At 57.4% G+C, this 17,470-nt stretch carries 19 protein-coding genes; 8 read left to right on the forward strand and 11 right to left on the reverse strand.

What is annotated here, in order from left to right; translation table 11 throughout:
- Positions 1-7 precede the first annotated feature (7 nt).
- The 5 genes from ABTV87_RS10950 to ABTV87_RS10970 are packed head-to-tail and all read right to left on the reverse strand — an operon-like array spanning position 8 to position 4,853.
- A complete protein-coding gene (locus ABTV87_RS10950; protein ID WP_262157764.1) occupies positions 8-1,033 on the reverse strand; it encodes a polysaccharide biosynthesis/export family protein in 1,026 nt (341 codons plus the stop codon).
- A 21-nt stretch (positions 1,034-1,054) separates the two neighbouring features.
- A complete protein-coding gene (locus ABTV87_RS10955; protein WP_221535076.1) occupies positions 1,055-1,702 on the reverse strand; it encodes a CpsD/CapB family tyrosine-protein kinase in 648 nt (215 codons plus the stop codon).
- A complete protein-coding gene (locus ABTV87_RS10960; RefSeq protein ID WP_007956191.1) occupies positions 1,702-2,448 on the reverse strand; it encodes a sugar transferase in 747 nt (248 codons plus the stop codon). The genes ABTV87_RS10955 and ABTV87_RS10960 overlap by 1 nt, the downstream gene beginning before the upstream one ends.
- Positions 2,449-2,466: 18 nt before the next feature.
- On the reverse strand, positions 2,467-3,504 hold the full coding sequence (locus ABTV87_RS10965) for an NAD-dependent epimerase (RefSeq protein WP_433899475.1): 1,038 nt from the start codon (positions 3,502-3,504) through the stop codon (positions 2,467-2,469).
- Positions 3,501-4,853, reverse strand: a complete 1,353-nt coding sequence (locus ABTV87_RS10970; RefSeq protein WP_007956193.1) for a UDP-glucose dehydrogenase family protein — start codon at positions 4,851-4,853, stop codon at positions 3,501-3,503. Before ABTV87_RS10970 ends, ABTV87_RS10965 begins: the two co-directional genes overlap by 4 nt.
- A 391-nt stretch (positions 4,854-5,244) precedes the next feature.
- Between ABTV87_RS10970 and ABTV87_RS10975 the strand changes: the two genes are divergently transcribed.
- From ABTV87_RS10975 to ABTV87_RS11005, 7 genes are all read left to right on the forward strand, one after another.
- Positions 5,245-6,942 (forward strand): sulfatase-like hydrolase/transferase, encoded by a 1,698-nt coding sequence (locus ABTV87_RS10975; protein WP_433899476.1) that lies wholly within the window; start codon positions 5,245-5,247, stop codon positions 6,940-6,942.
- Positions 6,943-6,992: 50 nt separating this feature from the next.
- Positions 6,993-7,646, forward strand: coding sequence for an ABC transporter ATP-binding protein (locus tag ABTV87_RS10980; RefSeq protein WP_007956196.1), 654 nt, complete (start codon positions 6,993-6,995; stop codon positions 7,644-7,646).
- Positions 7,643-10,114, forward strand: coding sequence for an FtsX-like permease family protein (locus ABTV87_RS10985; RefSeq protein WP_433899477.1), 2,472 nt, complete (start codon positions 7,643-7,645; stop codon positions 10,112-10,114). The genes ABTV87_RS10980 and ABTV87_RS10985 overlap by 4 nt, the downstream gene beginning before the upstream one ends.
- Positions 10,104-11,171 carry a lipocalin-like domain-containing protein gene (locus ABTV87_RS10990; RefSeq protein ID WP_221535080.1) on the forward strand — a complete coding sequence of 356 codons (1,068 nt, stop codon included), beginning with the start codon at positions 10,104-10,106 and terminating at the stop codon, positions 11,169-11,171. The genes ABTV87_RS10985 and ABTV87_RS10990 overlap by 11 nt, the downstream gene beginning before the upstream one ends.
- An 86-nt stretch (positions 11,172-11,257) precedes the next feature.
- The gene (locus ABTV87_RS10995; RefSeq protein ID WP_127797575.1) at positions 11,258-11,500 is read left to right on the forward strand and encodes a hypothetical protein; all 243 of its coding nucleotides are present in this window, start codon (positions 11,258-11,260) and stop codon (positions 11,498-11,500) included.
- An 11-nt stretch (positions 11,501-11,511) separates the two neighbouring features.
- Positions 11,512-11,691 (forward strand): hypothetical protein, encoded by a 180-nt coding sequence (locus ABTV87_RS11000; RefSeq protein WP_221535081.1) that lies wholly within the window; start codon positions 11,512-11,514, stop codon positions 11,689-11,691.
- A gap of 83 nt (positions 11,692-11,774) precedes the next feature.
- Positions 11,775-12,359 carry a hypothetical protein gene (locus ABTV87_RS11005; RefSeq protein ID WP_433899847.1) on the forward strand — a complete coding sequence of 195 codons (585 nt, stop codon included), beginning with the start codon at positions 11,775-11,777 and terminating at the stop codon, positions 12,357-12,359.
- Between the two features lie 329 nt (positions 12,360-12,688).
- Here the strand turns inward: ABTV87_RS11005 and ABTV87_RS11010 are convergent, their stop codons facing one another.
- Positions 12,689-13,507 (reverse strand): glycosyltransferase family 2 protein, encoded by an 819-nt coding sequence (locus tag ABTV87_RS11010; protein ID WP_433899478.1) that lies wholly within the window; start codon positions 13,505-13,507, stop codon positions 12,689-12,691.
- A 244-nt stretch (positions 13,508-13,751) separates the two neighbouring features.
- Between ABTV87_RS11010 and ABTV87_RS11015 the strand changes: the two genes are divergently transcribed.
- Entirely contained in the window at positions 13,752-14,570 is an 819-nt protein-coding gene (locus ABTV87_RS11015) for a VanW family protein (protein WP_433899848.1), read from the forward strand.
- Positions 14,571-14,627: 57 nt separating this feature from the next.
- Here ABTV87_RS11015 and ABTV87_RS11020 read toward each other — a convergent pair whose 3' ends face one another.
- The 5 genes from ABTV87_RS11020 to ABTV87_RS11040 form a co-directional block, all read right to left on the reverse strand.
- Complete coding sequence (locus ABTV87_RS11020) at positions 14,628-14,933, reverse strand: hypothetical protein (RefSeq protein WP_433899479.1); 306 nt, start codon at positions 14,931-14,933, stop codon at positions 14,628-14,630.
- Between the two features lie 44 nt (positions 14,934-14,977).
- On the reverse strand, positions 14,978-15,370 hold the full coding sequence (locus ABTV87_RS11025) for a hypothetical protein (RefSeq protein WP_433899480.1): 393 nt from the start codon (positions 15,368-15,370) through the stop codon (positions 14,978-14,980).
- Between the two features lie 531 nt (positions 15,371-15,901).
- The gene (locus tag ABTV87_RS11030; RefSeq protein WP_433899481.1) at positions 15,902-16,189 is read right to left on the reverse strand and encodes a barstar family protein; all 288 of its coding nucleotides are present in this window, start codon (positions 16,187-16,189) and stop codon (positions 15,902-15,904) included.
- A gap of 387 nt (positions 16,190-16,576) precedes the next feature.
- Positions 16,577-16,963 carry a hypothetical protein gene (locus ABTV87_RS11035; RefSeq protein WP_433899482.1) on the reverse strand — a complete coding sequence of 129 codons (387 nt, stop codon included), beginning with the start codon at positions 16,961-16,963 and terminating at the stop codon, positions 16,577-16,579.
- Between the two features lie 151 nt (positions 16,964-17,114).
- Positions 17,115-17,447 carry a hypothetical protein gene (locus ABTV87_RS11040; RefSeq protein WP_433899483.1) on the reverse strand — a complete coding sequence of 111 codons (333 nt, stop codon included), beginning with the start codon at positions 17,445-17,447 and terminating at the stop codon, positions 17,115-17,117.
- Positions 17,448-17,470: the final 23 nt, after the last annotated feature.

Consider the following 17,470-nt stretch of genomic DNA (forward strand, 5'->3'; position numbering starts at 1 on the left):
CTGAGAGTCAGTTGCTGTCACTGTCTTTGTTGTCGACGCGGTAGCCGAAGCTGAAGCCCACGCCCTGGAACAGCACCACGTCGGCCAGTTGCCGGGCGAGTTCGCCGGCGCTGGCCAGTTTGGTTTTCGGCACGTACAGCATGTCGTCCGGTTGCAGGTAGGCGATTTGCGGTGCCTCGCCCGACAACGCTTTCTCGACGTCGTACCGCACGGCCTGCACCTGATTGCCGTTGCGCCGCATGATCATCACCGAATCGAGCCGCGCCTTGACGTTGGTGCCGCGGGCCAGGGTCAGCGCTTCAAGCACCGACACCGGCCGGCGGATCGGGTAGGAACCCGGCTGGCCGACTTCGCCCAGCACGTAGATCTCGTTGCCGGCGGTGGACTTGAGCAGCACGTCCACGGTCATCCGGCCCGGCAGTTGCGCGTACTTCTTGTTGAGGAAGGTTTCGAGCTGGTTGACGGTCATGCCTTGCAGCGGCACCGCGCCGATTTCCGGGAAGCTCGCGTAGCCGTCGGTGCCGACGGTGATCTCGCGGCTCATGCCGGTGGCCGGGTGGTTGAGGGCGCTTTTCAGGTTCTGCTCGTTGGTCAGCGGGCTGATGATCTGCACCGTCAACTGATTGCGGTTGGGCTGGAACAGCTGTTTGCGCTGGTAGGCGCGCTGGATTTCCTGGCGCGCTTCTTCGCTGGTCAGCCCGGCGATTTTCACCGAGGTGTTGGCGCCCGGCAGTTCGATGGTGCCGTCCGGCAGCACCAACTGGTTGCCGTTGAGCTGGCTGGCGGCGGTGAAGTTCAGGCCGATCTGGTCACCCGACTGCACGCGGTAAGCGTCCGAGCCGCTGGTGCTGATGTGGAAGATCACGTCCAGCACATCCTGCGGGCGCAGGGTCTGCTCGATCTTCGGCATGTCGGTGGCCTGGGCGTTGGCCGGGGTGGCGGTGAGAATGTTCACCGGCATGTTCTGGGTTTCGGAGGTGCTCGAGCAGCCTGCAAGCGGCAGCATCAGCAGCACAAGAATCCTGGCGTTCATGGCGTCATCCTTTGCGGTTGCTTACAGGTTTTTGTAGAGCCATTTGGGCATGTAGTACTTGCGCCGGTTGAACACGCTGCCGACCACTTTTGCCCCGGCCTGGGTCAACCGCTGCACCGCCGCTTGCGCGACTTCCCAGCGGGTGTCTTCGGCGCGTACCACGAACACCACGCCGTCGACCTGAGTGCTGATGACCAGCGTGTCGGCGGCCGAATACACCGCGTCGCCGTCGATCACCACAAAGCGGTACTGAGCGCCCAGTTGATCGAGCAGCGGGCTCAAGCGCTCGGCGGTCAGGTGTTCCATGGTGCGGATCGGCCGGCCGTTGGGCAGCACGTGGAACGGCAAGCTCGACACCTGCACCACGCAGTCCTGCAACAGCGGCGGGGTTTCCCGGTTGAACAGCAGGTCGCGCAGGCCGCGCTCCTTGCTCAGGTTCAGTTGCTGGGTGAGGTTGCTCGCCGACTGGCTGGCATCGACGTACAGCACCTGGCCGCTGCTCATCTGCGCCAGTTGACTGGCCAGCGCCAGGGCGCTGGTGGTGGTGCCGGCGCCGGGGTTGGCGGCGGTCAGGAACAGGATCCGCAGATCCAGGTCCAGCACGGTCGAGGTCAGATTCGACTCGCTGGGGCTGGCAATGCTCAGGCTTTTGTTGGTTGAACCGTCCATTAGCTTGCTCCGTGGCCGCTGAATACTTTGAAGGGGGTTTTCAACAGAATCTTCAGATCAAGCAGGAGGCTCTGCTCGGCGATATAGCTGAGGTCCAACTCAACGCGCTGGTCGAAGTCGATATTGCTGCGTCCGGAGATCTGCCACAGGCCGGTCATGCCGGGGTAGATCGCCAGACGGGCGAGGTGACTGTCTTTGTAGCGGTAGGCGTTGAACGAGGTCGGGCGAGGGCCGACCAGGCGCATGTCGCCGGTCACTACGTTGATCAGATTGGGCAGTTCGTCGAGGCTGGTGCGCCGCAGGAAGCCGCCGATCCCGGTGATGCGCGGGTCCTGGTCGATCTTGAAGTCGATGGCGTCGGCACCGTGCTTGTTCAGGTGGCGCAGCGACTCCTTGAGCTCTTCGGCGTTGGCGACCATGGTCCGGAACTTGTACATGCCGAACTTGCGCCCGCGATAACCGGTGCGCTTTTGCACGAACATCACCGGGCCTTTGCTGGTGAACTTGATGGCCAGCGCCAGACCGATCAGCAGTGGCGAAATCATCAGCAGGATCATCAGCGCGCCGAGGCAGGCCACCACCCGGTTGGTGCGCGACAGTTGCCACGGCCGGCCACCTTCGCGGCCGGTCATCCAGCCCTGACCCTGGCGATGGATCGCCGCGTCGAGGCGCATTCGCTGTTCCGGATCCATGCGTTTGTCCCGCACCAATTGTTGGATCGGTACACCTTTCTCATGTCCAGTCATGGAGTCCTCCGCTGATGGTCAGCCGCGTTCGGCGCGTGGGCGATAGGCAGTGGGGTAGTAATCGCGGAACCAGGCGATGAACCGCCGCAGTCCCTCATCCAGCTCTATCCGGGGCTGGAACCCGGTGGCCTGGGCCAGGTCACTGGCCTCGGCGCAGGTGTTGAGCACATCGCCCGGCTGCAGCGGCAGCAGCTCGACCACGGCTTTCTGGCCGAGGTGTTTTTCCAGCAGGGCGAGGTAGGTTTTCAGCGCCACCGGGTGCTGGCCGCCGATGTTGAACAGGCGCCACGGGGCCATGCTGCTCGCCGGATCGGGTTGTTCGCGGTCCCACTCGGGATTGGCCCGGGGCGCCCGCTCGATCAGGCGTGCGATGCTTTCGATGATGTCGTCGATGTAGGTGAAATCGCGCTGATGCTCGCCGTAGTTGAACAGCTTCAACGGCGAGCCTTCGCTGATCGCCTTGGCGAACTGGATCGGCGACATGTCCGGCCGGCCCCACGGCCCGTAGACCGTGAAAAACCGCAGCCCGGTGCAAGGAATACCGAACAGGTGGCTGTAACTGTGGGCCATCAATTCATTGGCTTTCTTGGTCGCGGCGTACAGCGACAGCGGGTGATTGACGCCGTCCTGCAGCGAGTAAGGCGTGCGCTGGTTGGCGCCATACACCGAACTCGACGAGGCGTAGATCAGGTGCTCGACCGGGTGCCGGCGGCAGCACTCCAGGATGTTGAGGAAACCGTCGAGGTTGCTGTCCAGATAAGCCCTTGGATTCTCCAGCGAATAACGCACCCCGGCCTGCGCCGCGAGGTGCACCACGACTTGCGGCCGTTCGCGAACGAACAACGCTTCCAGCGCCGAGGCGTCTGCCAGATCAATCGTGGCGAGCTGGAAATCCCCGACCTGCTCGCGCACCCAGTCCACCCGATCGTGCTTGAGCTGCGGGTCGTAGTAGCCGTTGAAGTTGTCCAGGCCGATCACCTGATGCCCGTCGCGCACCAGCCGCAGCACGCCATGAGCACCAATGAAGCCGGCCGCACCGGTGACGAGGATTTTCATGGCCGCAACCCGTCAGGCGCGATGTGGCGCAGACCGATGCCGCTGTAGTGCAGGCCGGCGGCTGCCACTTGTTCCGGGTTGTAGAGGTTGCGTCCGTCGATGATGACTTTCGAGCGCAGCTTGCTGGCCAGCAGCTCGAAATCCACCACGCGGAAATTCTTCCACTCGGTGCAGATCACCAGGGCGTCGGCGTCTTCCAGGGTGTCGTCGCGGGTGGCGCACAGGTGCAGGTCATTGCGGTAACCGTAAATGCGCCGGCACTCGGACATGGCTTCCGGATCGTAGGCCTGCACGCTGGCGCCTTCGGCCCACAGCGCATCCATCAGATAGCGGCTGGGGGCTTCGCGCATGTCATCGGTGTTCGGCTTGAACGCCAGGCCCCAGATCGCGATCGACTTGCCGGCCAGGCCTTGGGGGAATTGCGCCCTGAGTTTGCTGAACAGGATGTGCCGCTGCGCGTCGTTGACGTCGGTGACGCTGCGCAGCAGTTTCAGCGGCATGCCGTTGTGTTCGGCGGTGTGCAGCAGGGCGCGCAGGTCCTTGGGAAAGCACGAGCCACCGAAGCCGCAGCCCGGGTAGATGAAGTGATAGCCGATGCGCGGGTCGGAACCGATACCCTTGCGCACCGCTTCGATGTCGGCGCCGAGCAGTTCGGTGAGGTTGGCCAGCTCGTTCATGAAACTGATGCGGGTGGCGAGCATCGCGTTGGCCGCGTACTTGGTCAGCTCGGCGCTGCGGTTGTCCATGAACATCAGTTTTTCGTGGTTGCGGCAGAACGGCGCGTACAGCTCGCTCATCTGCTCGCGGGCCAGGTCGTCGCGGGTGCCGACGATAATCCGGTCCGGCCGCATGCAGTCGGCGAGGGCGCTGCCTTCCTTGAGAAATTCCGGGTTGGACACCACCCGCACCGCCAGGGCGCTTTTGCCGCGCCGCTGCAGTTCTTCTTCAGCGGTGTGCAGCACCTGATCCGCCGTGCCGACCGGCACCGTGGATTTGATGATCAGCGTGCGATCGTCCTCCATGAAGCTTGCGATCTGCCGCGCCACGTTGAGTACATGGCTGAGGTCGGCGGAGCCGTCTTCGTCGGCCGGCGTGCCCACGGCGATGAAGATCAGTGCGGCATGTTCCACCGCATCGCTGGCCTGGGTGCTGAACAACAAACGCCCGGCCTTGATGTTTTCTTCCAAAGTTGCCGAAAGACCCGGTTCGCTAATAGGCGGTACTGCCTGTTGCAGTTGTTTAATCTTGTTCGGGTCAATATCGACGCACAATACGCGATGTCCGACATCGGCAAGTGCGGCTGCTTGTATCAGGCCAACATAGCCCGTACCAAATACGCTCACGTCCATATTGGCGTGCCTCGTAAGACGGTGATGGAAGATCGAAATGGAACTGTCAAAAGGGGTATAGCGCAGCGTGGGGAAAGCGTGTCAGCAAAATGACATGTTGCAAGGGTATAACACCCCCATTTTTGGGGGCGAAAGGCCATCAAGTGCTTGCTGTAGATGGATTTGTCCCGTTCTTGACGGGTTTTTCACATTCCGAAGAAAACGATAAACGGTCGTAGGCCGCGAAATTCAAGGGTTTTAACGACTTGGGTGTGTCAGATTTGAGTCAACAGTTTTTTGACGCTTTTGCATTATGTCCGACATTTCTTGCGCTTTGATGGCCCGGTGCTAGTGTCAGATTTTGACCGACAAATGATTGACCATGTCTCGTCGGACGCGCCCCGGAATTGCCATGTTTCGATACCTGAAAGAACTGCTTTTAATTATTTATCTGCTGCTTTATTTCGAATATTACCTTGACCGCTTAAATGCGATGGGTATGGGGTTGGCAGTACTTCTTTTTGGCGCGATGTTTTTGACGCTGACTTTCGCATTATTACTAACAGCCTATATACGTCAGACTTTCATTCGGCATTTGTTCGCATTAACCCTGTTTGTTTCGGCGGTGTTCTTCGATGTTTATACGAGGGTGACCGCCGATTACCTGACCTACAGCAGTTTCGTCTCGCTGGTGTACTCCGGCGGCTTCATCCAGGAGGCGGCGTATCAGTACCGGGGGGCGATTATCCACGGGCTGCTCAACGGGTTGCTGCTGTTGTTCGGGATCGGTCTCAAGCCACGACACGCGATCCCGGTGCCCAATGCCTTGCGGATCGCTGCGCCGTTGTGTGGTGTGTTGCTGCTCAGCGCCGTGTTGTTCGTGCGCGCCGGCGAGGGCGCGCGCGGGTTGCCGATCATGTACACGCCGCTGGCCTATCTGAACCTGTTCGGTTACGAAGCGCTGCACAACACCGTCGGCCCGCGTGAGCCGGTGACCCTGGCGCGCAATGGTCCGGCGGTCGGCCATGACATCGTGCTGATCATCGACGAGAGCATTTCCGGCAATTACCTGGACATCAACGCGCCGTTCGGTGTGCACAGCAACCTCAAGCAGGCCCGTCCGGGCGTCGAGATCTTCAATTACGGTTACGCGGCGTCCATCGCCAATTGCAGCGCCGACACCAACATCACCCTGCGCTACGGCGGCACCCGCGCCGACTACATGCGGATCAACAGCACGCTGCCGTCGATCTGGCAGTACGCCAAAAAAGCCGGCATGCGCACGGTCTACATCGACGCTCAGCGCACCGGCGGCAACCTGCAGAACCTGATGAACGATGCCGAAAAAAAGGACATCGACGAATTCGTGCAATTCGACCAGACCAGCGTGCGCGACCGCGACATGGCCGCCGCCGCCAAGTTGATCGAACTGCTCAACGACGACAAACCGGAGCTGGTGCTGATCAACAAGGTCGGCGCGCATTTTCCGGTGCACGACAAATACCCGGACGCCTTCATGGCTTACCGTCCGACCTTGCCGCGCGGGCAGTTCACGGAAGTCGCCGACACCGGCGAACGCACCGGTTTCAACGGCCAGCCGGATGACTGGGTGCTGTATCGCAACGCCTACAAGAACACCGTGCTGTGGAACGTCGGCGAGTTCTTCTCGCGGGTGTTTGCCCAGGCCAATCTGAACAACGCGCTGCTGATCTACACCTCGGATCACGGCCAGGATTTGCACGAGCGCGGTAATCCGGGACTCAACACCCACTGCGGCGGCGACCCGGTGGAGGAAGAAGGGCTGGTGCCGCTGGTGGTGATTCAGGGCGATCAGTTGCAGACGCTCGACTGGTCGGCGCAACTGGCGGCGAACAAGGATCGCTCCAGTCACTACAACATCTTCCCGACCCTGCTGCAGTTGATGGGCTACGACCTGCCGGGAATCGAGGCGGTGTACGGCAAACCGCTGAGCGTGGCGACGGCGGATGAATTCACCTTCAACTACCGCTTCAACGCACGGCTGGGGGCCAAGCCGGAGTGGAAACACATCGACCTGAACAGCATCGTGACGCCGGGTGAGGCGCCGACGAGTGTGGCGGTGGGTCAGTAACGCGTCGGTATCCGCTATCCTTGGCCGACACGGATCGATCGGATGGCGGCATGCTCCAGGTTCAAAACGTCTTCAAAAGCTACCTCACCCCGCAAGGCCCGTTGCCGGTGCTGCAAGGCATCGACCTGACGCTCAAGCCCGGCAGCAGTCTGGCGCTGATGGGCGAGTCGGGCAGCGGCAAGAGCACGCTACTGCACCTGATCGCCGGGCTCGACAAAGTCGACAGCGGCAGCATCAGCAGCGGCGAACATCGGCTGGACCGGATGAACGAGGCGCAACTGGCCAACTGGCGGCGCACCGAAATCGGTCTGGTGTTCCAGCAGTACAACCTGATCGGCAGCCTGCGCATCGAAGACAACCTGGCGTTTCAGGCGCGGCTGGCCGGGCGGCATGACCCGCGCTGGCAGCATCATCTGGTGCAGCGTCTGGGGCTGGGCGAATTACTCAAGCGCTATCCCGAACAACTCTCCGGCGGCCAGCAACAGCGGGTTGCGCTCGGCCGGGCGCTGGCGGCGCAACCGAAACTGTTGCTGGCCGACGAGCCCACGGGCAGCCTCGACGAAGCCACCAGCGACGAAGTGTTGCGGCTGTTGCTGGAATTGCTCGATGACACTCCGACCACCTTGCTGATGGTCACCCACAGTCAACGCGTGGCGGCGCGGCTGGCGGAGCGCGTGGTGCTGTCCAGCGGTCGCTTGACGTGAAGGTTTTCCGCCACGCGTTGATGGCGCTGCTCAGTCACTGGCGGCGCCATCCGGTGCAGTTTTTCAGCGTGCTGACCGGGTTGTGGTTGGCCACCAGTCTGTTGACCGGAGTCGAAGCGCTCAACAGTCAGGCGCGGGACAGTTACGCCCGGGCCAGCCAGTTGGTTGGCGGCGAACCCCAGGCCAGCCTCAGCACGCCAAACGGCGCGACGTTCCCGCAACAATGGTTCGTTGATCTGCGGCGCCTGGGCTGGCCGGTGTCGCCGGTGCTGCAAGGGCGCCTGATTCTTAAAGGCCACGAAAACCAGCGTCTGCAATTGATGGGCATCGAGCCGGTGTCGTTACCCGGCGACAGCGCGGTGGCCGGGCAGGCGATGCCGATCGAGCGCATCGTCGAGTTCTTCAGTCCGCCGGGCAGCACCTGGATTTCTCCCGAAACCTTGCGGGCGCTGAACCTCGCCGAGGGCGCGACCCCGGCCACCGAAACCGCTCAGACGCTGCCGCCGCTGCGCGCGCAAACCGACATGGCACCCGGCGTGCTGCTGGTGGACATTGGCGTCGCTCAGCGCGTGCTCGAACAGCCCGATCAACTGTCACGTCTGCTGTTGCCGAAGGATTTTCACGCCGAGGTGCCGGCCGCGTTCAAAGGCCAGTTACAGCTCAAAAGCAGTGGCGAAGAAAACAACCTTGCTCGACTGACCGAAAGCTTCCACCTCAACCTCGATGCCCTCGGGTTTCTCTCGTTCATCGTTGGGTTGTTCATTGTTCACGCGGCTATCGGTCTCGCGCTGGAGCAACGCCGGGGATTGCTGCGCACCTTGAGGGCCTGCGGGGTCAGCGCGCGGATGCTGATCGCTTGCCTGATCGTTGAGCTTGGCGCGTTGGCGTTGATCGGCGGATTGTTCGGCGTGGTCAGCGGTTACTGGCTGGCGAGCGTGCTGTTGCCGGACGTCGCGGCCAGCCTGCGCGGTCTGTACGGCGCGGAAGTGGCGGGGCAGTTGCGCCTGAGTCCTTGGTGGTGGTTCAGCGGTATCGGCTTGAGCCTGCTCGGCGCGTTGCTGGCCGGGGCCAACAGTTTGCTGCGTGCAGCGCGACTGCCATTGCTGGCGGTGGCGGATCCGCAGGCCTGGCATCAGCAACATGCGCGCTGGTTGCGGCGTCAGGGTTGGGTGGCCGGCGTATGTGCAGTGATTGCCTTGGCCGCGCTGGTGTGGGGCAACAGCCTGGCCAGCGGTTTTGTGTTGATGGCGGGGCTGTTGCTCGGCGCCGCACTGGCGTTGCCGGTGTTGCTCAGCGCGCTGCTCAACGGTTTGCTCGGGCGCAGCCGCTCGGTGCTCGGGCAATGGTTTCTCGCCGATTGCCGCCAGCAATTGCCGGCGCTGAGCCTGGCCTTGATGGCGCTGCTGCTGGCGATGGCGGCGAACATCGGCGCCGGCAGCATGACCGCCGGTTTTCGCCAGACCTTCAACGACTGGCTCGAACAACGGCTCACAGCCGAGCTTTATCTGAACCCGAGCAACCCGGCGCAGGCGCGAGAGCTGTACACGTGGCTCAAACAGCAACCGAGCGTCACCGCGATTATGCCCAACTGGCAGGTTTCGGTGACGCTGCAAGGCTGGCCGGCGGACGTGTTCGGGATCATCGATCATCCGCACTATCGCCAGCACTGGCCGTTGCTCGAATCTCGAAGAGACGACCCGTGGGCGGCGCTGGCCAAGGACGATGCGGTGATGCTCAGCGAACAACTGGCGCGGCGCTTGAAAGTGACGCCGGGCGATCACCTGACGATTCCCACGCCGGGCGGGTCGTGGTCGCCGCGCATAGTCGGGATCTACGCCGATTACGGCAATCCCAAGGGTCATGTGCTGGTCAACAGCAATCACCTGTTGCGCGGCTGGCCGCAGCTGACGCCGAACCGCTTCAACCTGCGCATCGACCCCCCGAACATCCCGGCGTTGCTCACGGCCTTGCAGGCACGTTTCCAACTCGATGACAGCCGGATCGTCGATCAGGCGCGGCTCAAGGGTTGGTCGGTGCAAGTCTTCGAACGCACCTTCGCCGCGACCGCCGCGCTGAATAGCCTGACGCTTGCCGTCGCCGGCGTGGCGCTGTTCATCAGCCTGCTGACCCAGAGCCAGAGCCGTCTCGGCCAGCTCGCACCGTTGTGGGCCCTGGGCGTGACGCGACGGCAGTTGATGTTGCTCAATCTCGGGCAAACGTGGCTGTTGGCGCTGCTGACGCTGGTGCTGGCCTTGCCGTTGGGCATCGGCCTGGCGTGGTGCCTGGACGCGGTTATTAACGTTCAGGCCTTTGGCTGGCGTCTGCCGCTGCGGGTGTTTCCATTGCAGTTGCTGCAACTGATGGGGCTGGCGCTGCTGGCGACGTTGCTGGCCTCGGCGTGGCCGCTGTATTCGCTGTACCGCACGCAACCGGCGGACCTGCTGAGGACGTTTGCCCATGAGGACTAGGTTTGCGCTGGTGTTTCTGGCGTTGTTGTTGAGTGGTTGCGACAACCCCGCACCGGAGCAGAAGGGTTTCGCCGGGATGGGCGCTCAGGCACAGGCCTTCACGCCGGTGGTGCCGGGACGGGTATTCAGCTTTCCGGCGGATCACGGCGCCCATGACGGTTTTCGCATTGAATGGTGGTACGTGACGGCCAATCTCAAGGATGCGCAGGGTAACGATTTCGGCGTGCAGTGGACGTTGTTTCGCAGCGCTCTGAACGCCTCACCGCAGCAGCCGGGCTGGGCAAACCAGACGATCTGGCTCGGGCATGCGGCGGTGACCTCGGCCAGCGTCCACCATGCCGCCGAGCGTTACGCCCGTGGCGGCGTGGGGCAGGCCGGCGTGCATGCGGCGCCGTTCGAGGCGTGGATCGATGACTGGCGTTTCGTCAGTCAGGCGAGCGATCCGCTGGCCGACCTGCAACTCAGCGCCCGGGACAAGAACTTCAGCTATCAACTGCGCCTGACCTCCAGCCGCCCGCTGGTGTTGCAAGGCGACAAGGGTTTCAGCCAGAAATCCGAACAGGGCCAGGCGTCGTATTACTACAGCCAACCGTTTTTCCAGGCCAGCGGCACCCTGCAGATCGATGGCCAGACCTACACCGTCAACGGCCCGGCGTGGCTTGATCGTGAGTGGAGCAGTCAACCTCTGACCGCCAATCAGACGGGCTGGGACTGGTTCTCCTTGCATCTGGACAGCGGCGAACACGTCATGCTCTACCGCATGCGCCAGAAGGAAGGGGCGCCGTACCTCACCGGCACGTGGATTGCCGCCGATGGCCAGACCGAAACCCTGCACGCCGACCAGATCAAGCTGACCCCGCAGAACACTGCGAAGGTCGCCGGACGTTCGATGCCGGTGCGCTGGTCGATCGGCATTCCGGAAAAAAATCTGCAGATCACCCTCGATGCAATCAACCCCGACGCCTGGATGAACCTGCGCATTCCGTATTGGGAAGGGCCGGTGCGCCTGAGCGGCAATCGGAGCGGGCAGGGTTATCTGGAGATGACCGGGTATTGATTCCGCGCGCCGTGCCGCGAAGGAATCGATTGGAACTCTGTCCGGGATGCCCCCTCTACCGAGGAACATGGCCGAGGATCCGATCCATGAGCGAGGAACTGAAATCTCCAGACCTGACGACCTGGCAGCAAATGTTTGACGATCAGACGTACTGGCAACAATCCCCGGATGCCCATTACTTCGATCTGCAGCGCATTGCTGACGATTTGCTTGGTCAAGGTGCCATCGATCTTGAGCAGTGGCAGATCCTTAGAGCCAAAGCCGATGACCTGCACAAGGACTCACCTGCTGTGAACGTCACGCGGGAACTCGATGACCCGGAAGCCTGAGGAGGTCCGACATGAAGACTGTTCCTGATAGCGAGCACCCCGACGAACCTCGTCCGCCGGGTGAAACCGAGCGCGACAACGACGCGCTGCGCCCCACCGATCCCAAACAGCGGCAGAGCTCCGGTAAAGGCACCCCCAGTGGCGAGTCCACGGCGCAGGACACTGCGCAACGATCACGGAACAAACCCTGAAGCGCGTCTATGCTCACTGGCACATCCGTCGCTGACCACGTTGGCGCCGGGTGTTGCCATCCATCACAGGGAAAGTACCGCTTATGAAGCTCCAAGCACTGACGCACGCCATTGCACTTGCCACTGTCCTTTCTACTGCCAGCTTTTCGGCGGTGGCCGCCGATATACCGCTTTCGGCCGCTGTCGAGGCCGACCGGGTCACCACCAAAGTGCTGGCGGTTGACCCGGCCAATCATCAAGTGGTTCTGGAAGGCGCGGAAGGTCGCCAGGTGCACATTCAGCTCAGCGACAAGGCGAAAAACCTCGGTAATTTGAAAGTGGGCGATCTGGTACAGATCGAAGTGACCCGCTCTGTGGCCGCTTATCTGGACACCGACGTGGATAAAGGTCTGCCAGGCTCTACCGAGCGCACGGGTGAGCTGCGCAACGCCGTGGGCAGCAGTAACCCCGGTGGCGAGGCCTTCCGCCAGGTTCAGGTGCAACTGAAAATCACCAAAATTGATTTGGCGAAAAACCAGGTGACCCTGGAAAACCCGTCGGGCCAGTCGAAAACCCTCAACGTCGAAAAGCCTGATATTCAGGCCAAACTGAAAGATTTGAAAGTCGGGCAAAGCGTCGTGGTCACTTACACCGATGTATTAAAAGTGACCAGTCAGCATGAAAGTTGAGTATTGACTCTACAGAATGGCTGTTCTTGTACAAGTAATGGTATGAGAACAGTCATATAAAATGTTCGAGTCGGATAATTCTGAAAGTTTGTCGGGAAATATCGGTCATCAATATCCGTTAACGTTTTAGTACATAAATTTCATCTTCAATTTGCACGACATATCCGCCAACTTCCATTAAAATCCTTCGCGTTCGCCCAGTGTCAGGGCTCTTTACCGGTGCATGGATTGCCAGGCCATTACACTGGGCGAACACCTCCTCGGAGTGGAGGCCAAAGAATTCAGATGCAAAAAGGGCGACTTTGAAGTCGCCCTTTTTTATTGTCTTACTATTTTGCAGGTCGCATGCCTTGTTGTAACTGCAGGCGCTTGAGCGTTTCCTGATACATGGTGGTGCGGCGGTGCTGTGTGCCGTATCCACCGATAGCTGCCACGGTGCCGGCCTGGATGTGATCGAGGTAGCGGAAGATCGTCCGCGGCGAGAGACATTTGATGCCGTAGCCAAGGCTGCTTAAACGATCCTGCAGCGTGTATCCCGGGACCCGGTCGTCCATCGAAAAATGCAACCCGTGAACCTTGATCAGCCGTGCATTCCACAAGGTGCAGAAGCTTTTCAGGTGAGTTTCCCGGTAGGGTTTTGGATCTCTGGACGGCAATCCCAATTGCTGTTTTGCCCGGCGGAAATAGTGTTTGAAGTAACGCGAAGACAAACGCCAGGTGTCTCTAAGCACGCCGCGATCCAATTGCTCGACGCAACCTACCGCCGCTGTATCCAAAGATTGCATGCACTCATTCATCATCATCGAAAAGACAGTACTGTCAAAAACGAAAGTGTCGGTGTGCAGCAAAAACAGGTAATCGGTTTCAACTTTCGCAAGTGCCAGATCAAGTGCCTTGCCATGAGCGATATGTCCCGCTTCCTTGCCGGGTGAAGGGCGCTCGATCAAGTTGATCCAGTCCAGAGACCGCAAGTAGATCAGGCTTTCATCGGCGGAATCGTTGTCCACCACCCACACCGGAATTTGATGCTCCTTGACGTATTGCTGGAGAAACTCCAGGCACATCCGGGTTATTTCCGGCGTCTTGTAATTGACCAATACAAGACTGAAGGCGGGCAGTTGTTTAGAGGTGGAATCGATCGCACTCATGGTCCGGGCTCACTTCAAGTTGAAGGGTTCTGCTGACGGCAATCAGCACACAGAACCGCTGCTTTGTGGCCCGGATGGTAGGGACGCAACCTTAGTTGAAGCTTAATTTCCGAGCGCCCGGGCCGGGCGACTTGTTACGGCTTGCGACACCGGCGAGGCGCTTGGCGATCAAGCGCGGTTCCACGGTAAGATGCGCCGCCCTTTAAAGCTCAAGGAAGACCACGGCCCGCGCCGTTCGCCAAGGATGAAACCACTTTCCCTCTACCACCCGGCCCTTTACTGGCTGCGCGTGTGGCAAAAAAGACTGTTCCGCCACATCGCCTGGCACTGCTCGAGCAAACGCTACGCGCGGCCTGCCACAACGTCCGCGCGCCTGCCTTACCGCTACCTCAAACACACCTCAAAACTGATCCGCAAACTCGGCGACTCCGACCTCGCGCTGCAACACAACAAAGTCATCAACCTCAAACTCGCCGTCGCCGCCATCGATGGCGTCACCATCGCCCCCGGCGAATATTTCTCCTTCTGCCGCCTCGTCGGCCGCCCGACCCGCCAACGCGGCTATGTCGAAGGCATGGAACTCTCATTCGGCGAAGCCCGCACCGGCATCGGCGGCGGCATCTGCCAACTCAGCAACCTCATCCACTGGATGGCCATTCACTCACCCCTGGTCGTCATCGAACGCGCCAACCACAGCTTCGACCCCTTCCCGGACGACGGCCGCGTCCTGCCATTCGGCTCCGGCGCGGCGATCTTCTACAACTACATCGACCTGGTACTGCACAACCCGACGGATCGCAGCTTTCAGCTGAAGTTGAAGGTCGGGGAGACGCAGTTGGAGGGGGAGTTGCTGTGTGATCGGGAGCGGGAGTATCGGTATCACGTGTTTGAGGTGGGGCAACGGTTTGTGCGGGAGGGGGAGCGGGTGTATCGGGAGAATGAGATTTGGCGGGAGGTGAGGGAGAAGGGGCAGGTGGGGGCGTTGGTGGAGAGGGAGCGGTTGTATGGGAATCGGGTGGTGGTTAAGTATGAGGTTTTGGAGGGGATGATTGAGGGGGGATAGCGGTGATGTTGTTTTGGTAAGGTGGTTTACTCCATATATCGGAAGCGTTTATCGATACTAGCTTTCCAGATTTTTCAATATGTTCTCTAGCGCGATTTTGAACTCTTCCCAGTTTTTGGCTTTTTCACAATGAGTCGAATTTTGCCAGTCTTGATTGCGGATTAAAGAGATTACAAAGGAACCGTATGTACTGAATTCTGGATACCATCCGATATCGAGTATTTGGCCGCATGGGAAAGTCGCTTGAAAAAGGTCTTCTTTTAAGTTTTCTATTTCGAGAGAAATATCGATTGTTTGATCAAGCTGGGAAATGTCATCGAGAGTTATTTTGGCTCCGAGAGTGATGATTTTGCTTGTGTTCATTTAGTGATATCCAGGGGTATTTGAGGGGGCTTTTTTAGCACTGCTCAGGTGTTGGTTGGGTAAAGGGTGATTTGAATAGCTGAAATCTCTATAAAGCTCGGAAAAATAAGATCTCTATTTTCGTTTTTTAGTGGGATGAGGATGATGGAGTTGCCGAATTGTAGCGAGCCGCATCCATCTTTGCTAATAGAAATCAGCTCTGCTGTTATATAGGTTGTTTCTGATTCGTGGCGAATTGATGGTGTGTTGCTCATTGATGTGGAGATGTTTTTACCCCAATAGAAATAATCATCAATATTTATTTCGACGTCATAGGAACGGTTTTCTATTGCCTCTAGAGTGAATAAGCTTGAAAGACCTTCTCCGTAAGGGGTGGAGAATTCAACAAGGGTCTTTTCTGTGTGGATTTTAACTATGCGCGATATTGTGATTTTCATGAGTTTATTAGTGGGAGGGTTTTTGATGAGTTTTTTCTTTGATTGGAAATATAAAAAATGCCCAATCGTTTTTAGAGTTAATACCAAATTATTGGGATAGCAGGGAAAGGTTGTCTAAGGCTTCCACAATTGGATTCCTTCCATATGACGCTCAATATCGTCCATGTCATCCTCTCCGAGGTTTGAATCAAATTTTGTAGAGATGATTTTTCTTACCTTCGCAAGTCTTTGAGTCACCTGCTCGTTGTCAATAAAATCGGTAGTCGCTTTTTGGTAATCGTTGACAGGCTTGTCGAAATAGTAGCTTCCGATCTTGTGCAGAGAAATCAAGATAAATTCAATTTCCGCTAGAGCCTCAAGAGCGTCCTCTCCATTGATTTATATTGTTTTATTGCTTTCTAACATTGATCTTACCGTAAGTGAGACGTTTTTTTTTCATGAAAAATTGACTGGTGGGAGAGGGTAGGTTTATTTTTCTTCGATGAAGAATAAATCTGTCATTTTTGGCCGTTTGCTTTGGCTTTCCAGTGGTTACTCTAGGTAATAGTTAAATTTTTCCTCCAGTCCAAGGCTCACGTCCTGTTGCTTTGTGCGTTCAAAAATTTTAATTATTTTGCTGAACGAATCTCCCATGTCTTTTTGAGAGGATTCAGAATCTTTCCATATTAAATCTATTGGGCGCTCCACGCCGGCGCTGAGTAAGTCCCATAAGGCATTGAGATTGTTTCCATAAAAATCCGTCACTGAAAAAGCAATGGCTATTTTTTTATGAAACTCTTGCTCTGATGAAATGGTTAAGCCGTCAAGTACTATCATCATCTTTAAAGCTCACTTCCACGTTTCAATAGGATTAACGGAGTCGTAAGGGTCGCTAGTTATGAAAAGTGGGCACTACCAATCAGACCGTCTCACCCATATATTTACAAAAGGTCGTTGATCAGTTTTAGTTCTTCATGCGTGCACTGAGAATTATTGTATCGTCGAATGTTTTCCAGCACTCCCCTGATCGGGACTTGACGCGTTGGATCTTGGACTATTTCGATCAAACGGTCGTAATCGGGATCTCTTCCTTTGAGATATTTTTCGATCAATTCTTTGAGTGCTATGCGAGATTCTAAGTCTGTTAGCAATATTTCTTCTCCTGCAGAATGGTGGCTCCATCAGCTTAAACGACAGTGGGAAGCCCCTCTGGTTGTAGTTTGGCTACTAGAGCGGGTATTCACAACGCCATGGCGTGGTGAACAGTTCTGGGTCTATGTTGAGGTTTTCAAGAAGGGCGTTGATTTCCGCTTCAGAGTTCATGGTTTCTATTTTTGCGATACAAATGTCTCGGTCGTCCACGCCATCGCTTTTTTCAAGTGTTTCGGTGGGAATTGTAAATATTACTAATGCGTATCGGAAATTTTTTGACTGGTGGATAAAGTCGTAATATTGATGTGGGTCATTGTTAAAGGGGTATTTGTAGATGGCATATAATGAAATCCATTTTCTTAGTGAATGGTTTTTGGATTCTAGCTCTTGCGAAATGTTGTTGTAGCCTGTTCCGTCGAGCCCGTTCCATACACTTCTTGGGATACATTTATGTGCTGTCATTTTTGCCCCTTGAACGGATTCTAAAAAGGGGATGAATTTATTTTATTTAAGGAAAGAATAAATCTGTGTCCTCTAGTTTTAGTATTCTAGAAAGGGGGGTTGTTAAGCTGAAAATAAATCTTCATCGTTTGATTTTTATAAGGTGCGTTGGTTAAAAATAAAAGAATATTCCAGTTTCTTTTTCAATTGCTATTTTGTTGAGCTTTACTATGTCGTTAAATACTTCAAGATGGCTACTATTAAACGCGTCGCTAAAGAATGCAAGCGTGGTTGCTAGATTTTTACGCCCCTTGATGGATTCATCTTCGTATTCGTCAATTAGCGTTCCTAAAGTTTTATTGATTTTTTCAAAAGCTCCAGAATTGGAGAGGTCGGCGTATTGATTATTCGTCAATATTAGTTCAGCTAAATCACTTGGTTGAGCTTCGTCCATGTCTAGACGTTGCATTGCAAGTGCGTTAAGGGGTACTGATATTGTTTTCAATTAAGGCTCTTTGTTGAATAAAT

It is taken from the genome of Pseudomonas sp. PSE1(2024) (assembly GCF_050990555.1).
Classification (GTDB): domain Bacteria; phylum Pseudomonadota; class Gammaproteobacteria; order Pseudomonadales; family Pseudomonadaceae; genus Aquipseudomonas; species Aquipseudomonas aphyarum.

What these genes read in the sequence shown, in the direction of transcription:
- ABTV87_RS11025 (WP_433899480.1), bottom strand. Translation starts at nt 15,370, where the DNA reads ATGAAAATCACAATATCGCGCATAGTTAAAATCCACACAGAAAAGACC.
- ABTV87_RS11005 (WP_433899847.1), top strand. Translation starts at nt 11,775, where the DNA reads ATGAAGCTCCAAGCACTGACGCACGCCATTGCACTTGCCACTGTCCTT.
- ABTV87_RS11010 (WP_433899478.1), bottom strand. Translation starts at nt 13,507, where the DNA reads ATGAGTGCGATCGATTCCACCTCTAAACAACTGCCCGCCTTCAGTCTT.
- ABTV87_RS10955 (WP_221535076.1), bottom strand. Translation starts at nt 1,702, where the DNA reads ATGGACGGTTCAACCAACAAAAGCCTGAGCATTGCCAGCCCCAGCGAG.
- ABTV87_RS10995 (WP_127797575.1), top strand. Translation starts at nt 11,258, where the DNA reads ATGAGCGAGGAACTGAAATCTCCAGACCTGACGACCTGGCAGCAAATG.
- ABTV87_RS10980 (WP_007956196.1), top strand. Translation starts at nt 6,993, where the DNA reads ATGCTCCAGGTTCAAAACGTCTTCAAAAGCTACCTCACCCCGCAAGGC.
- ABTV87_RS10970 (WP_007956193.1), bottom strand. Translation starts at nt 4,853, where the DNA reads ATGGACGTGAGCGTATTTGGTACGGGCTATGTTGGCCTGATACAAGCA.
- ABTV87_RS11000 (WP_221535081.1), top strand. Translation starts at nt 11,512, where the DNA reads ATGAAGACTGTTCCTGATAGCGAGCACCCCGACGAACCTCGTCCGCCG.
- ABTV87_RS11015 (WP_433899848.1), top strand. Translation starts at nt 13,752, where the DNA reads ATGAAACCACTTTCCCTCTACCACCCGGCCCTTTACTGGCTGCGCGTG.
- ABTV87_RS11035 (WP_433899482.1), bottom strand. Translation starts at nt 16,963, where the DNA reads ATGACAGCACATAAATGTATCCCAAGAAGTGTATGGAACGGGCTCGAC.
- ABTV87_RS10975 (WP_433899476.1), top strand. Translation starts at nt 5,245, where the DNA reads ATGTTTCGATACCTGAAAGAACTGCTTTTAATTATTTATCTGCTGCTT.
- ABTV87_RS10960 (WP_007956191.1), bottom strand. Translation starts at nt 2,448, where the DNA reads ATGACTGGACATGAGAAAGGTGTACCGATCCAACAATTGGTGCGGGAC.
- ABTV87_RS11030 (WP_433899481.1), bottom strand. Translation starts at nt 16,189, where the DNA reads ATGATGATAGTACTTGACGGCTTAACCATTTCATCAGAGCAAGAGTTT.
- ABTV87_RS10965 (WP_433899475.1), bottom strand. Translation starts at nt 3,504, where the DNA reads ATGAAAATCCTCGTCACCGGTGCGGCCGGCTTCATTGGTGCTCATGGC.
- ABTV87_RS10990 (WP_221535080.1), top strand. Translation starts at nt 10,104, where the DNA reads ATGAGGACTAGGTTTGCGCTGGTGTTTCTGGCGTTGTTGTTGAGTGGT.
- ABTV87_RS11020 (WP_433899479.1), bottom strand. Translation starts at nt 14,933, where the DNA reads ATGAACACAAGCAAAATCATCACTCTCGGAGCCAAAATAACTCTCGAT.
- ABTV87_RS10950 (WP_262157764.1), bottom strand. Translation starts at nt 1,033, where the DNA reads ATGAACGCCAGGATTCTTGTGCTGCTGATGCTGCCGCTTGCAGGCTGC.